This is a genomic window from Allomuricauda sp. d1 (assembly GCF_039592695.1).
GTDB lineage: Bacteria > Bacteroidota > Bacteroidia > Flavobacteriales > Flavobacteriaceae > Flagellimonas_A.
In genome coordinates, this window is record NZ_JBBUTK010000001.1 from 1,309,900 (window position 1) to 1,324,570 (window position 14,671).

The 14,671-nt window shown below is 39.0% G+C and carries 11 protein-coding genes; 1 reads left to right on the forward strand and 10 read right to left on the reverse strand.

Translation table 11 applies throughout. The annotated features are described in order from the left end of the window. The 5 genes from AAAH86_RS06040 to AAAH86_RS06060 form a co-directional block, all read right to left on the reverse strand. On the reverse strand, positions 1 to 1,083 hold the full coding sequence (locus AAAH86_RS06040) for a DegT/DnrJ/EryC1/StrS family aminotransferase (RefSeq protein ID WP_343486618.1): 1,083 nt from the start codon (positions 1,081 to 1,083) through the stop codon (positions 1 to 3). Continuing rightward, positions 1,080 to 2,519 carry a lipopolysaccharide biosynthesis protein gene (locus AAAH86_RS06045; RefSeq protein WP_343486619.1) on the reverse strand — a complete coding sequence of 480 codons (1,440 nt, stop codon included), beginning with the start codon at positions 2,517 to 2,519 and terminating at the stop codon, positions 1,080 to 1,082. The genes AAAH86_RS06040 and AAAH86_RS06045 overlap by 4 nt, the downstream gene beginning before the upstream one ends. Then, on the reverse strand, positions 2,519 to 3,388 hold the full coding sequence (rfbA, locus tag AAAH86_RS06050) for a glucose-1-phosphate thymidylyltransferase RfbA (protein WP_343486620.1): 870 nt from the start codon (positions 3,386 to 3,388) through the stop codon (positions 2,519 to 2,521). The genes AAAH86_RS06045 and rfbA overlap by 1 nt, the downstream gene beginning before the upstream one ends. Positions 3,389 to 3,391: 3 nt before the next feature. Then, a complete protein-coding gene (gene rfbB, locus AAAH86_RS06055; RefSeq protein ID WP_343486621.1) occupies positions 3,392 to 4,459 on the reverse strand; it encodes a dTDP-glucose 4,6-dehydratase in 1,068 nt (355 codons plus the stop codon). A 729-nt stretch (positions 4,460 to 5,188) separates the two neighbouring features. Beyond that, entirely contained in the window at positions 5,189 to 5,935 is a 747-nt protein-coding gene (locus tag AAAH86_RS06060) for a CpsB/CapC family capsule biosynthesis tyrosine phosphatase (protein ID WP_343486622.1), read from the reverse strand. 403 nt (positions 5,936 to 6,338) lie between these two features. On the opposite strand from AAAH86_RS06060, the gene AAAH86_RS06065 reads away from it, so the two are divergent. Further along, positions 6,339 to 7,373, forward strand: coding sequence for a class I SAM-dependent methyltransferase (locus AAAH86_RS06065; protein WP_343486623.1), 1,035 nt, complete (start codon positions 6,339 to 6,341; stop codon positions 7,371 to 7,373). Between the two features lie 350 nt (positions 7,374 to 7,723). Here AAAH86_RS06065 and AAAH86_RS06070 read toward each other — a convergent pair whose 3' ends face one another. The 5 genes from AAAH86_RS06070 to AAAH86_RS06090 form a co-directional block, all read right to left on the reverse strand. Beyond that, positions 7,724 to 8,302, reverse strand: coding sequence for a formyltransferase family protein (locus AAAH86_RS06070; protein ID WP_343486624.1), 579 nt, complete (start codon positions 8,300 to 8,302; stop codon positions 7,724 to 7,726). Positions 8,303 to 8,613: 311 nt separating this feature from the next. Next, complete coding sequence (locus tag AAAH86_RS06075; RefSeq protein WP_343486625.1) at positions 8,614 to 9,798, reverse strand: OmpA family protein; 1,185 nt, start codon at positions 9,796 to 9,798, stop codon at positions 8,614 to 8,616. A gap of 106 nt (positions 9,799 to 9,904) precedes the next feature. Then, on the reverse strand, positions 9,905 to 10,357 hold the full coding sequence (locus AAAH86_RS06080) for a hypothetical protein (RefSeq protein ID WP_343486626.1): 453 nt from the start codon (positions 10,355 to 10,357) through the stop codon (positions 9,905 to 9,907). Continuing rightward, positions 10,357 to 11,499 (reverse strand): N-acetyl-alpha-D-glucosaminyl L-malate synthase BshA, encoded by a 1,143-nt coding sequence (bshA, locus tag AAAH86_RS06085; RefSeq protein WP_343486627.1) that lies wholly within the window; start codon positions 11,497 to 11,499, stop codon positions 10,357 to 10,359. Before bshA ends, AAAH86_RS06080 begins: the two co-directional genes overlap by 1 nt. Positions 11,500 to 11,528: 29 nt before the next feature. Then, positions 11,529 to 14,438, reverse strand: coding sequence for a glycoside hydrolase family 3 N-terminal domain-containing protein (locus AAAH86_RS06090; protein WP_343486628.1), 2,910 nt, complete (start codon positions 14,436 to 14,438; stop codon positions 11,529 to 11,531). Positions 14,439 to 14,671: the final 233 nt, after the last annotated feature.

Sequence of the window (14,671 nt, forward strand, 5' to 3'; positions counted from 1 at the left end):
TCAATTGTTTTGCACCCTTAACAACAACCTGCATATCATGTCTACTTCTTCTACCGTAAGATTGAAGTAAAGCGGCAAACAAAATACACGTTTAGATATATCATCCGCCCATTTCAATGGTTTTGATTCCATATATGGTAAGGAGTGCGATAAAGATGGGTAAAAATAACGTCTGCCGAATATTTCATGGACTTTGAGCTCATCAATACATTTTAACAGCAATTCCTCATTATCAAAAACAATGGGATAATAGGCGTAATTTTCTTTTGATGCTTTATGCCACAAAGGCTTAAATGCCTTGAAAGTCTTTAGGTTTTTATCATAACGCTCTGTCAACAATTTACGTTGATTGTGAATGGCTTGAATGTGATTGAAATTGGCCAAACCCATTGCGGCATGAAACTCTGAGTTTTTACCGTTGATTCCCAAATTGTGAAACGTTTCCGGACCGGAGTGACCAAAATTTCGGATATGCGCCAGTTCTTTTAACAACTCTGATTCCTTGGTTATTACCAAACCTCCCTCACCCGAGTGAAACAACTTGGTTGCATGTAAGCTGCAGGTAGAAATATCGCCATAATTAAAAATAGAAGTGCCATTAACCTGTACGCCAAAGGCATGGGCAGCATCATAAATAACTTTGAGCTTATGTTTCTTTGCTATCTTTTCAATGGCTAATACGTCGCAGGGATTGCCATATACATGGGTTGCCACAATGGCTGAAGTTTTAGCGGTAATAGCAGCTTCAATTTTATTGGGATTTATATTTAAGCTTTTTGGATCTATATCAACGTAAACGGGTTTACAATTTTCCCAAACAATACTACTGGTAGTTGCTACATACGTAAACGGTGTAGTGATAATTTCACCTTTTAAATCCAATGCCTTAATAGCCATCTGCAGTGCTACCGTACCATTGGTTACGAACAATAGATGGTCAACGCCCAAATGGTCTTTCAGTTTCATTTCAAGATCACTGGCCAAAGGCCCCATATTGGTTAACCATTGACGTTTCCAAATACCATGCAATAAAATATCATAGTCCTCTTTGGGAGGTATAAAGGGTAAGGTTACTGGTATCATAACTTACGGTTTTTTATAATTGTTATCAGGGCGTACAGAGGACTGGCTTTAAAAAAAGAATGAATCGATAGATAAAAAGCAATTCCGATTAACGAAACTACTATCAATTGAACGAAATTACCATAGTCGGTAAATACATTTACCGAACGGTGCATCAATAAAAAAGTAAGACCGGCCACGACTAAAATGGGTAGCATATCCAATAATTGCTGCTTTGTGCTATAATCGATTAATTTTCCGGCATAATAGGTATTGATCAGCAGACTGACAAGAGAAACGATTACACTACTCCAAACGAGACCAAGCACACCAAATTGAAAGCCTACTATCATGGCTAGAATAAGGATTGACCTTTTAATTATGTCTATTTTCAAAAACAGGTCACTTCTACCATATACCTTAAACACGTTGACGTTAAACGCGTGAATTGGGAATAACATACCCGCTAAGCTTAATATTTGGAAATAGGGCACTGCGGGTATCCATTCAGGTCCGAGCACTGAGTCAAACAAAGGTTCGGCAATAGCTGCCATGCCCAACATCAAGGGCGCAATAATAAAAAATGCCACTCGAAGCAAACTCCTGTAGATTATTGCCAATTTTGGCGTATCGTCCTGCAGTTGGACCAACATGGGGTAGGTAACCTTACCTACGATGTCGGTAATCGTTTGCGAGGGATATTGACTAAATCGCCTTGCCCTTTCATAATAACCCAAGGTCTGCACCGGAAAAAATTTTCCTATGATGATATTGTAACTATTTTTAAAAATTACATCCATCAATCCCGCTAGCATCAACTTGTAGCCAAAATTATAATGGAGTTTCAATTTTTCCTTAGAAAAGTTTAAGCTGGGTTTCCATGACCCTGTTCCCCAAAGTAATATAGAAAAAATGGCTTGCGTGGTCATATACATCAAAACGATACTCCAAACGCCATAATCATTATAGCCAAGAAAAAGACCCACACTAACCCCGATAATAATGCTTGGGACGTTTAAAAGCGCCAACTTTTTAAATAGCATTTCTTTATTTAATATCGCTAATTGTATAGCGGAAAAGGCGGATATGATAAAAGTTAAACAATAAATTCTAATGACGTCAATAAGTATTGTTTGTCCAAAAAAAGATGCAATATAGGGTGCTGCAAAAAACATGATGGCATATACCAGCAAACTCATGGCCATATTCATGTAGAATACTGTAGTAAAATCGGAATCATTCGCATTTTTGGTCCTAATTAGTGAAGCAGACATCCCGCTATCGACCAATGATTTACCAATTCCGATAAATACCGCAATCATTCCCATAAGCCCAAAATCAACCGGCCCCAACCAACGTGCTAAAAGGATCATCGCTAAAAATGAAAGTCCTTTTAAAAAAAACGCCTCGGCTAAGCTCCATACAACCCCGGCTATCGTTTTTTGTTTCAAGGACATTAATCCAACAAATTTTGGAGATAATTGTAATATTCTCCTTTTAGTTCAAAAATTCTTTGCTTTAATTGTTTCTTATCTATCCATTTATAATTTAAGGCAATCTCTTCCAGACAGGCAATCTTTAGCCCTGTTCTTTTTTCAACTGCTTTAACAAACTCAGTTGCTTCTGTTAAAGCTTCGTGGGTACCTGTGTCCAACCAAGCAAAACCACGACTTAAAATTTCCAGTTTTAATTGTGTCCGATCTAAATATTCTTGATTTATAGAGGTAATTTCAAGCTCCCCCCTATCACTGGGTTTTACATTCTTTGCAATTTCTACGACACTGTTGGGATAAAAATATAACCCAACAACGGCATACTTGGATTTGGGATTTTTTGGCTTTTCCTCAATACTTAAAACGTCTTTATTTTCATTGAATTCTACTACACCATACCGCTCAGGATCCGTTACATAATTACCGTAAACCACAGCATTGTTTTGTTCCTCTACGATTTTAATTGCATTGAGCAACAGTTTTTGTAATCCGGCCCCATAAAATATATTATCTCCCAGGATTAAGGAAACATCATCATCGCCGATGAACTCCTCTCCAATTGTAAAAGCCTGTGCCAAACCGTCCGGTGATGGTTGCTCAGCATACGATAATTGAATGCCAAACTGTTTACCAGTCCCCAACAATTTTTTAAAATTTGGTAAATCTTGCGGTGTTGAAATTATCAATATCTCCCTTATGTCAGCAAGCATCAGGACTGACAATGGATAATATATCATTGGCTTGTCATAGATGGGTAGCAATTGCTTACTGACACTCAATGTCAATGGGTGCAATCTTGTACCTGAACCCCCGGCTAATATTATTCCCTTCATGCCTTATTTGTACTGTAATTCATAATATTCTTGGTACGCACCGCTGGTCACATTGCCCAACCACTTCTCATTGGCCAAGTACCAATCAATAGTTTTTGAAAGTCCTTCTTCAAAGGTCACGCTGGGTGACCACCCCAATTCTTTGTTGATTTTAGTGGCGTCTATGGCATACCTCAAATCATGTCCGGGACGGTCTTTGACATAGGTTATCAGTCGCGCACTGCTCCCTTCTTTACGATTTAGTTTTTCGTCCATCTGCCGACAAAGTAGCTTTACCAAATCAATATTTTTCCATTCGTTGAAACCACCAATATTATAGGTTTCCTTGTCTATACCTTTGTGAAAAACAAGGTCGATCGCAATGGCATGGTCAACAACATACAACCAATCTCGGGTATAATTCCCATCTCCGTAAACTGGCAATGGCTTATTGTGAATTATATTATTTATAAATAATGGTATCAGTTTTTCAGGAAATTGGTTAGCTCCGTAGTTATTTGAACAATTGGTGATCACGTAAGGCAGATTATATGTTTCTCCGTAAGCCCTGACAAAATGATCGGAACTGGCTTTAGAGGCAGAGTAGGGTGAATTGGGGTCATACGGGGTCGTTTCTCCAAACAGGCCGGTTTCGCCAAGTGTGCCGTAAACCTCATCGGTACTAATATGGTAAAATCGCTTCCCCAGCCAATTTTCCTTCCATAATGTTATAAAGGCATTTAAGAGTATCATAGTGCCCAAAATATTAGTCTTGGCAAAGGCCAGAGGATCGTTTATCGATCTGTCAACATGAGATTCCGCAGCCAAATGAATCACTCCATCAAAACGGTATTTCTTGAAAATGGTTTTAATATAATTTTCATCTGTGATATCGCCCTTGAGAAACGTATAATTATCCTTTCCTTCTATTTCTATTAGATTTTCCAAATTGCCGGCATAGGTCAAAGCGTCTAAATTATAAACATGATACGCTGGGTACTTATTTACAAATCTTTTGACAACATGGGATCCGATAAAACCAGCTCCCCCGGTAATCAATATGTTCTTTTTTGAAATGGTTTTATCAATCATTTTTAAACAATTCCGTTGAATTATACATTACTGTGTTTGTATTTTCAAACTTAATTTTATCAGACGTTTTTTACGCATGATATTGGCAAAAACAATGGATAGGATGGAATTTTGTTTGAGTTTATACATTTTCCTCAATAGCCAGTTAACAACAAAAATCGATAAATTTTAAGAAAACTTGAGTCGAAGATATTGTACTTAAACAGGTTTGTACTCTAATTTTCGATTAAACACCTAAAAATGATATGATTTGCACAATTTTCTTACAAATCAATCTTTACCCGATGCAAATATTTCAGTGTTTTTTAATGGTCTAATAATGCGTTCATCACAAAATCATTTAAGATTATCCCAATTGGCATACACGATCATGATTTGCTGTGATTGTAATCACCTACGCAAAGGTAATCGTATACAATCACTGATTTTATCGATTATTTACTAATATGGTATTTTAGCTTCACTTCCCCTTTTGGCCATTAAACTTCTTGAGGTATTCCCAATGGTTTGTTTAGGATGGTCTGTATATCTTGTTTAAAGATAAACTATTGCGTCACACGGTTATAAATATCATGAGCTTACACATCTAATTGGGGGCTACTATCTCCCAAAACCGATTAATTCAATTCATCGGCTTTTTGTATCCCATTTAAGAATAGTGGGAATGTATGGTATTAGTGCATTCTAATAAACGGACAATAAGGCAAAACCTCAAAAATTGGTGGAATTTTAATTGTCGTTAAAAGTAAGGTTGGTTTTCTCTAGAATTGGTTGTAAAATCTTTTTTGTTTTGGCATTCACCTGTACCTCCTTCAGACCGTTCAATTGACCAATGTTATGAATATCAGAACCAACAAAGTCAATTAGACCTTCTTCCAACAATTTAAAGGCCATTCGCTTTACTTCTTTGCCATAGTATTTACCAAGGGACAATAAATTCAATTGATATAAAACCCCTTGCTTCTTATACTCGCTATGTTTTAATAGGTTTTCATGTAAATATAGATACCTTTCAGGATGGGCCAAGATTGGAAAATACCCTTGTTTTTTTATTTTTTGTATGGCTTGGTCAAAATTAATTGATGCTTGCAAGTAAGACATTTCCACTAGCAAATGATGACCTTCTATTGGCATAATATCATCGCTCTCCAGAATTGATTCAAAATTGTCATCAATCATGTGCTCCGCGGCTGCTCGCAATGAAATAGCTTTCATGTTTTCTTTTAACAACTCGTCTTTAAGAATCATTAGCGAATTGTTGATTGTTCCCCGATTGTTATGGTAGTAATTATGCATTATATGCGGGGTGGCTATAAAGCTCGAAATACCTAATTCTGCAAATTCCTTAATCAGTGAAATAGATTCTTCAACGGTTTTTGCACCATCGTCAATACCTGGTAAAATGTGATTATGGATATCTACAAAGCCTTCCAAACAATCAACTAAAAAATTTTTGCTGGAAAAAAAATGAAGCATGTAGACAAATAAATTTTTATAGTGACAAAGATATTACTTATGACCAGCATTTGTGAAAAGGCAAAATGTTTTTAGAGTAGACTTTTCTGATTTTCCATTAAACTACCCATAGCTCATAGAAGAGCTGTTTAAAGAACAAATTGACTTTGGTAGCGCAATGTCGTTTATCTAAATTAATGATAGATAAACGTATTTCTTTTACACTGGCTCTAGGTATTCCTATTATTGTCCCAGATTTAAAGAACCGTTAAATTAATCTCCCATTTGTAATTTACCTATTTGTAATCCCCAGTTTTAAACATTAGTGTCATTATCTGTTAAAGGTGATTACATTGCAGTTCGAAATGTTGAAATGGGAATTAAAAGAAAGTAGAAAATCAACCATCAATAAAAAATACTGATTATGATAGAATCGAATGTGATATGCCCCTGTTGCAAAAACAGCAGTATAAGTAAGCGTTACCAAACCTATTGGAAGTGTGATGAATGTGGCGAAAAATATTCTTGTGTCAGTGGCATTCCAAGACTTTATTTAGAAGATTCTCTGGGTAAGGCAGATAAAGAACTTATGGACAATGTCTATAAATATTTGTCATGGTTCTATAATTTTTGGAACCCTTTCTTTATGCTTCCTGTTAGACCAATCAAAGTATCGGTACGTTATTGGATTGTTTATTTTTTAATAGTTTTTTGTCTGGTTTTCTCTGTATATAATCTGATAAATTTAATCGGATTTCGCGGCATTTCCAATATTACAATCTTTGATTTTCTGTGGTTGTTGCCCTTAGCGATTTTTGTGTTTTTACAAATAAGAGACCCACGATATGGCTACTTGTTTTTACTCGCAATACCCATAAAGATTTCACTGGCAATACGTAATTTCAAGCCTCAGAAAACCCATGCCGCTGTACATGCCGATTTTCTAAAAGAATATTTAGAATCGGACCAAAAAGTAAAAACGCTTGATATTGCCAGTGGTAGTGGCAACTCTCTTTTTAGGCATGGTTATATGAAGTTAAATGCGGAGTATACTGCGGTAGACCTTGCTGAAGGTATGATTGTACAAGGAAGACGTCTAATGAGCAAGCAGAAGGCTCCCGCAGATTTCATTTTGGCTGACGCAACAAACCTTCCCTTTAAGTCTGATACGTTTGATATTAGCACAAATTATGGGGCAGTTAATGGTTTTTCAGACCCAAAAACTGCTCTGGCAGAGATGGTTAGAGTGACCAAAAAAGGTGGAAAAATCCTTTTCCTGGACGAACAAGAATATGAAGCGGCCAATTGGTTGGAACATTTTTATTTTAAAAAGGTATTTGCTTATCACAACACAACTATAGGATGTCCTGTCGATTTGCTACCGGATAACCTTGAGGATGTTCAAGTACATCAAGTATATGAGTTTGTTTATATATGTACTGCGAGAAAGAAAATGTAATCAAGTCGGGGCCGTTCAATACAGAAAGGGTGGTTTCAACCCATTTTATAACGTCATTTTGATTGAAAAGAAGCCACTCTAATATCAAAACTGTTAAGGTTTGGGTCATTTTTTGCCTATCGATATCTTAATTCCGGCAAACAAAGGACTAGAGGGCGTTAGGGGTTGAAAACAGGTGAAAACATTTGTTTTCTCTTGATAGGAGAATACTTTAAATAACCATGCTCTTTGATATTTATGCAAGTAGTTGAATCATCATCCTATGAATCGACTGCTGATTTCTGAAGATAGTATATCAGGTCTTTCTCAGTATCGATGCTACAAGTAAGAGTCTCCCTTCATACGTAGCATTAATCCTGGTTTTCGATAAAATCCATGGTCTTCAAAATTGTGGAAAGAGCGATTTTCGAATATCTGGGATATAGCGTTTCGAAAGTATCCCCATCTTCGATTCCCATGGCTTCTTGAAATAGGATGATACCTCGGTCATATTCTTCGTCAATAATATGCGTAGTTACACCGGTCACCTTGACACCGTAATCCAGGGCATCGTGAATAGCTGTTTTTGTTCCACGAAAACTGGGAAGAAGAGAAGGATGTACATTAATTATTTTATTGGGGAAAGCATTTAAGATGTCTTTTCGAATCAGATGGGCGTATCCTAATAAAAAAATATGCGTAACGTCATGAAGCTTCAGTTTTTCCAAAATCTTCAACTGATATAATCGCTTAGTTTCAAACTGTTCCGGTTTAATTAAAAGTGTATTCACACCATTTTTTTTAGCTAAATCGGCTGCCCCACACGGCTCAGATTCATACAATACCAGCCCAATCTTATGGATTTGTTTTTGCTCTTCATAGGTTTGTATAACATCTTTGGCATTCCTTCCCCATGAACTGCATAGAAATGCCCACTTAATATTTGTCATTTCAATAGTTATATTTTATCATACTTGGCGATTTTCTCAGTCGACAATTACAACACATTACCTGAAAAAAATTAAGAGTCTCCATTCTTGAACAAAAAAAATAAAAATGTCCTTACCTCAGATTTGGCTGTGATGTGAAAATATCGCAACAGGTCTCCTAATGATTGAGGTCAATAGAAAACCCGTTAAAATAGACATTTCAAAAACTCACACAAAGAATCAAAAAGAAGATTTAATAAATACTCTTTTCAGTTCTATTACTCAGTATAGCTTATACCTTTTTCGAGATATTTTGAAATAACATATAAATATTAAAATGAGATTATTTTAAATGCAGATCGTCTATTCTTCTGATGCTTTTCTTCTGGACAAGACACTCCATCATCACACTCATTGGTTAGTTGTTGTTCGCCAAAAGCCTCTTGAGCTATCTGACTCTCTTTTATGCCTTCTGATAAAATGTAAGATACCGTTCGAGCCATTCTACGCTCAGAAAGCCATTGATTGTATTCATCCGTCCCCCGGGCGTCAGTATGGGCAGCTACTTCAATTTTAAGGGTAGGATTATCTTTTAAAATCTGTATCAATTTGTCAAGTAAGTCTTTATCCTCGGTACTTAGATAGGAAGAGTTCAAAGTGAAATAGACCTTACCCAGACCATCAATCTGCTCCTGTAAAGCTTTTCTTCTGGCTTCTTCAGCTTCTTTCTTGGCCTTTTCTTCTGCAGCCAATCGCTCTGCTTCCCGCTGCCTTTCAAGCTCTTCAGCCAGTCTTCTGGCTTCTTCCTCTGCCCTTTTGGCTTCGGCAATGGAATCTTGAATACGTTGTTGCTCTGCTTCCATTTCTTGAATTTGGGCCAATTTTTCCTTTCCCTTTCTGGTTAACTCTTTTTCGATTCCGAATTGATACACGACGCCCGCTGCATGTTGAATATGATTGGTGACACCATCCTCGATTTTCATGGCCCATTTACCGGAGGAGTTAAAATCCAATCCCCAGTTATCGGTAATCCAAGTTCTAAAACCGACAACTGCGTTATAAGTGCCCCGACCCTCATTATTCGCATCGGTATATCCAACGCCCACTCCAACATAGGGGTCGAAAAATCCGGTCTGTCCTAAAATTTGATTGAGGTCGTAGCTGGCGCGAAAGTCAATGGCATAGTAGTCTATTTCCTCTGCATTGACCACGCCATCAACAATTTTTCCTTCTTGGTATTTATTATAGGTTCCTATGGCCTCTAAACCAAAACCTCCCTTGAAATACCTGCCGACACTCAATCTTGAAGGGTGGGGAACGATGTTCCAATTGTCGCTGATGTTGAGTACATTTTCAAATTCTGAACCTGCATCATCAACGGCGTTAAAACCAACGCCAATAATCCAAGAGCTGACGACCATGCTGTCCTTTTTAGTGAGTGTTGGAATCTCTTGCGCATGGACCGATACGGTCAAAAAGAAGATATAAATAACCAAAAAAATCGGCAAAGCTCTCATAAACAGTCATTTGGGGTTGTAAATGTCAAAGGTAGCGCAAATTCACAAAAGAGTGGAAAAGAGTCTCTGAAAAGACGAATACTTCGATAAATTGCGAGCAGTTTATTTACTGCCAATGGAAATCGATTTTTTTGTCCGTTTTGGGCATTTTGTACACTGAAAAAGGATAAATCACAACCTCTTTGCCGACATTTTGATTTGCGGGTCTGTTCTTTATCACAATATCGTATGATTCTTCTGATTCTTGCTTTTTTTCAGGATGTGGCATACGACTCCCTTTAAGAGCGCCCGCACAAACTATCACTGCCATTTCATTGTCAAAATCGATGTCTGGCACAGGCAATCCAGGTTTTCGGGTTTGATTCACTTTAGAGAAAAACGCCATCAAACTTTTCTCATCCCTTATTACCATTGCTTGCTTCTCTTCCACCGGAAAATAAGAATCTTCAAGTACAAGTTGCAATTCATTGTTGGAAGCTTCCATTTTGGTATTGGCTTTCTGGCTTTTGCAAGAAAAAGCAATCAAAACACCCAACAAACATATATATCTTGCAATCATCAATAGGTGTTTTTGAACCGTGACCTATAAGCGCTTTCGTAAACCTCTTCGTATAGTGGAAGGATATTCAGAATATCAAACTTGGTGGCCTGTTCGTAAGCATTTTGTTTGAACTCTTCTAAAACTTTGTCGCTTTTCAAAATATGCAGCGCGTTCTTTGCCATCTCTTCTACATTGCCCACATCGCTCAAAAAGCCGGTGACACCATGTTTGTTGACTTCTGGAATGCCGCCTACATTGCTTGAAATCACTGCTACCCTATTGATCATGGCTTCAAGGGCCGCCAGACCAAAACTCTCAGATGCTGATGGCAGTAAGAAAAGGTCAGTAAAGCACAAGATTCTATCAATCTCAGTACTGTTGCCCAAGAAAAGTACCTTGTCGCTGATGCCGAGATCAGCGCACAACTGTTCGGCATGCTCTTTTTCTGGCCCTTCACCGACCATGATGAGTTTGGCAGGAATTTCTTTCTGAACCTCATAAAAAATCTTTACCACATCGGGTATTCGCTTGACTTTTCTGAAATTACTGATATGCGTCAAGATTCGCTCATCTTCGTTTGCCATCATCGAGCGCTGACAATCCGTGTAGTCTTGCGGATACTTTTTGATGTCAATAAAATTGGGTATCACCTCGATCTCCTTATCCGTTTCAAAAAACTCTAGTGTTTGTTGCTTCAGGCTCTCTGAAACCGAGGTCACAATATCTGATTTGTTGATACTGAACGTTACCGCTGGTTTATAATTCGGGTGATTGCCCACCAAGGTGATGTCCGTACCGTGCAAGGTGGTTATCATGGGAATGAATATTCCCTCTACTTGTAACATTTTCTTGGCCATGTAGCCCGCGTAGGCATGGGGAATGGCATAGTGAACATGCAAAAGTTCTATTTCATGGTTTTTGATGGTATCCACTAACTTGCTCGAGAGTGCAAGCTCGTAGGGCTGATAATGAAAAAGAGGATACTCAGGTACATGTACTTCGTGAAAGTGTATGTTGTTGTTCAGCAACTCAAGGCGAACAGGTTGTCTGTAGGTTACAAAATGTACTTCATGGCCTCTTTCGGCCAAGGCGATTCCCAATTCAGTGGCCACAACACCACTGCCGCCAAAGGTTGGGTAGCAGACGATAGCTATTTTCATGTTAACAAATCTAGCCCAATATTTTGAGGTTAATTGATAATGGAATCATAAATCACCTGCTGAATCCGTGTCCTGAGACCAGATTTCACGAGCAATCGATTGCTAGAGCTTGGGTAGGTTCTGTTGGATAAAAACACATAGACCAGCTCTTCATCAGGGTCTGCCCATGTATAGGTGCCCGTAAAACCACTATGGCCAAAACTCTTGCGGGAAACACACCCACAGGTCGGGCCTTTGTCTTTTAGCTGTGGCTTGTCAAAGCCGACACCCCGCCGCACCTCTTTGTTGCAGAAATAACAGGTGTTGAACTTCTGTATGGTGCGCTCATCCAAATATTGTTGACCGCCATAATATCCGCCTTGCAGGTACATCTGCATAATTTTGGCCACATCGTTGGCATTGCTGAAAAGTCCGGCATGCCCCCCTACTCCACCCTGCATGGCCGCGCCCATGTCATGAACGTAGCCTTGAACGGTTTGATATCTGTAATAATTGTCTTCCTCAGAAGGAACAATCAGTGACTTGTCATATTTTTCAGCAGCATTGAACATCGTTTTTGTGGCTCCTAATGGGGTGTACAAAAAATTGTCCGTCAACTTATCCAAAGGTTGTCCGTAGGTATCTTCAATATACTTTTTGAAGACATAGTAGGCGACATCGCTGTATCGGTAACGGTTCGACTTCAATTCTTGCCTACCGATACGATTGTAGATGGAATCGTTATAGGCATCCGTCAAATAAAGATTTTCATGCACTTTAATGGAATAACCAGGTTCTGGTCGAAAGCGATAAAACTCTTCTGAAGGCTTTCGGTTTTTGTTCAGGGTATCCACATAAAAAGCTATCCAAGCGGGCAATCTACCATAGTGTGAAAGTGACTTGAGCACCGTCACGTCTTTCAGTTCTGATTCACCGTATTCTGGAATCAAATCTTGAAACGTATCGTTCAACCTAATTTTACCTTCCTCCTCCATTCTCATGATGTTGGGAAGAGTGGACAGTATTTTGGTCAGCGAGGCCAAATCGTAGATATGGTCTTCTGTAATACTGTCTTTGGAGTCATAGGTGGGCTTCCCGAAATTTTTATGGTATATCACTTTGCCCTTACGGGCCACCAACACTTGTGCACCGGGAAACATCAACGAATCCATGCCTTGTTGCACTAGGGTATCCACTAGGGAAAGTCCTTCAGAGTCCATGCCGACCCTTTCGGGAAAGCTGTAGCCCAATCGGGCAATGGCCTTTGTATCGATTCCGCCACCAACTTTGAACTCTGAATTGATGGTCACTGGAAGCCTACCCCTCGCTGCAATGGCACCAAAAATCAATTCAGCAGCTTTTTGCTGGGCAATAGCACTGTTTTGATAGGCGGAAACCACCACATCAATGTAGTTGAAATCGAAAACTTCTGAGAGCATGTATGGTTTGGCAAATGAGACCAAAATGGAGTTGCTGGTTCTCAGTTTCGCAATTTCCTGAATCCAAAAACGCTCATTTTCGGTAAGCTGATGTTTCTTCCACGGATTTTCATTGCTTTCGTGAAGACCTATGATAACCAAGTTGAAATCACTTAATTTTTGTTTATATGAAGCAATATCTTTGGCCTCAATGAACGTGATGTCTTCATAGCGCTTCAATGCTTGTAAAAAAGTGTCTCCCGAGGCATCACCAAATTTTACATAGGCAATTTTCTTGTTATCCAATTTTCTGATCGGTATCAGTGAAATCTTGTTTTTGACCAAAGTCAAGGCATTTTCAATTGCCCGTTCATAAACCACATCGTTCTTGACCCCATTTAATTCTTCGTATAATTCTTCCAATTTTATCGGCTTGTAAAGATGTAGCCCAGCCTTATACTTGGCCATCAATATTTTCTTGACCGAAGTTTCAAGTCGTTGTTCGCTCAAAACTCCTTGTTCATGTGCCTGTCTAAGCTTTACTATGGATTTTTCAACATCTTGCGGCATCAACAACATATCATTGCCCGCCAAGAATGCCATCAATTCTACATCACCTGGTTCAGTTGTTTTTGTAACGCCTTTCATGTTCAGGGCATCCGTGAAAACCAACCCTTGATAGTTTAGTTCATTTTTCAACAAATCAGTGACAATGTTGCCTGATAAGGAGGATGGGTGGTCAGGCTTGTTTTCCAATGCCGGTACATTCAGGTGTGCCACCATGATGCTGCTCAAACCGCTATCCAATGTTTTTTTGTAGGGATAAAGTTCAACACTATCCAACCGTTCCCTAGTGAAATCAATCAAAGGAAGAGCCTGATGCGAATCGGTTGCGGTATCGCCATGCCCGGGAAAATGCTTACCGCTTGAAAGGATGCCCGCGCGTTCAAAACCCCTCACGAAAGCTAATGCTTTCTCGGCCACATTCTGGGGATCTTCGCCAAAAGAGCGGTTTCCTATTATTGGGTTATCAGGATTGATGTTCACGTCCAACACCGGGGCAAAATTGATGTGGGCCCCTATTCTTGTGCAGTGCTTTCCAATTTGATAGGCGACCTCTTCAACCACACTGCTATCTTGAATGGCACCCAAGGTCATGTTCCAAGGGAAAGCATAGGTAGAGTCCAACCGCATGGCCAGCCCCCACTCGGCATCCATCCCGATCAGAAGGGGCAATTTTGATGCAGTCTGAAATTTATTTGTCAGCTGGGCCTGTCGTACTGGGCCTCCCTTTGAAAAAATCACCCCGCCAAGATGGTGCTTTTCAATCAGTGCTTTAATGCGGTCAACAGCTGATTTATTTTGGTTTGATGCCGCACTGACCATGAACAATTGCCCGATTTTCTCTTCGAGAGACATGGTGGCGTACTTGGCTTCGACCCAGTTCATCTGCGCCAAAGAATCCTTCGCCTGTAACGGATTATGTTGTGGGAATAGAAATATTGCGGAAAGCTGAAAAAAAACGAATACGAGTTTTTTCATGTGTTTAAAATTTTTAACCTACTATAAATAAGTTGTTTAAAAATTTGAGAACCCATGCGACCACTCGTTACACTCGTTCTCCCATGAATTTGTTTTAATCACCACACTGTGTGTAATTTTTGATTAAAAAAATCCATGCTCGTTTCATTGAACTAATCTGTTTGTTTGGGGTATGCAATTAGGATACCAAAAATAGGTTTTTCATCGAACTTCGCTCTAAAAATGTGGTGTAT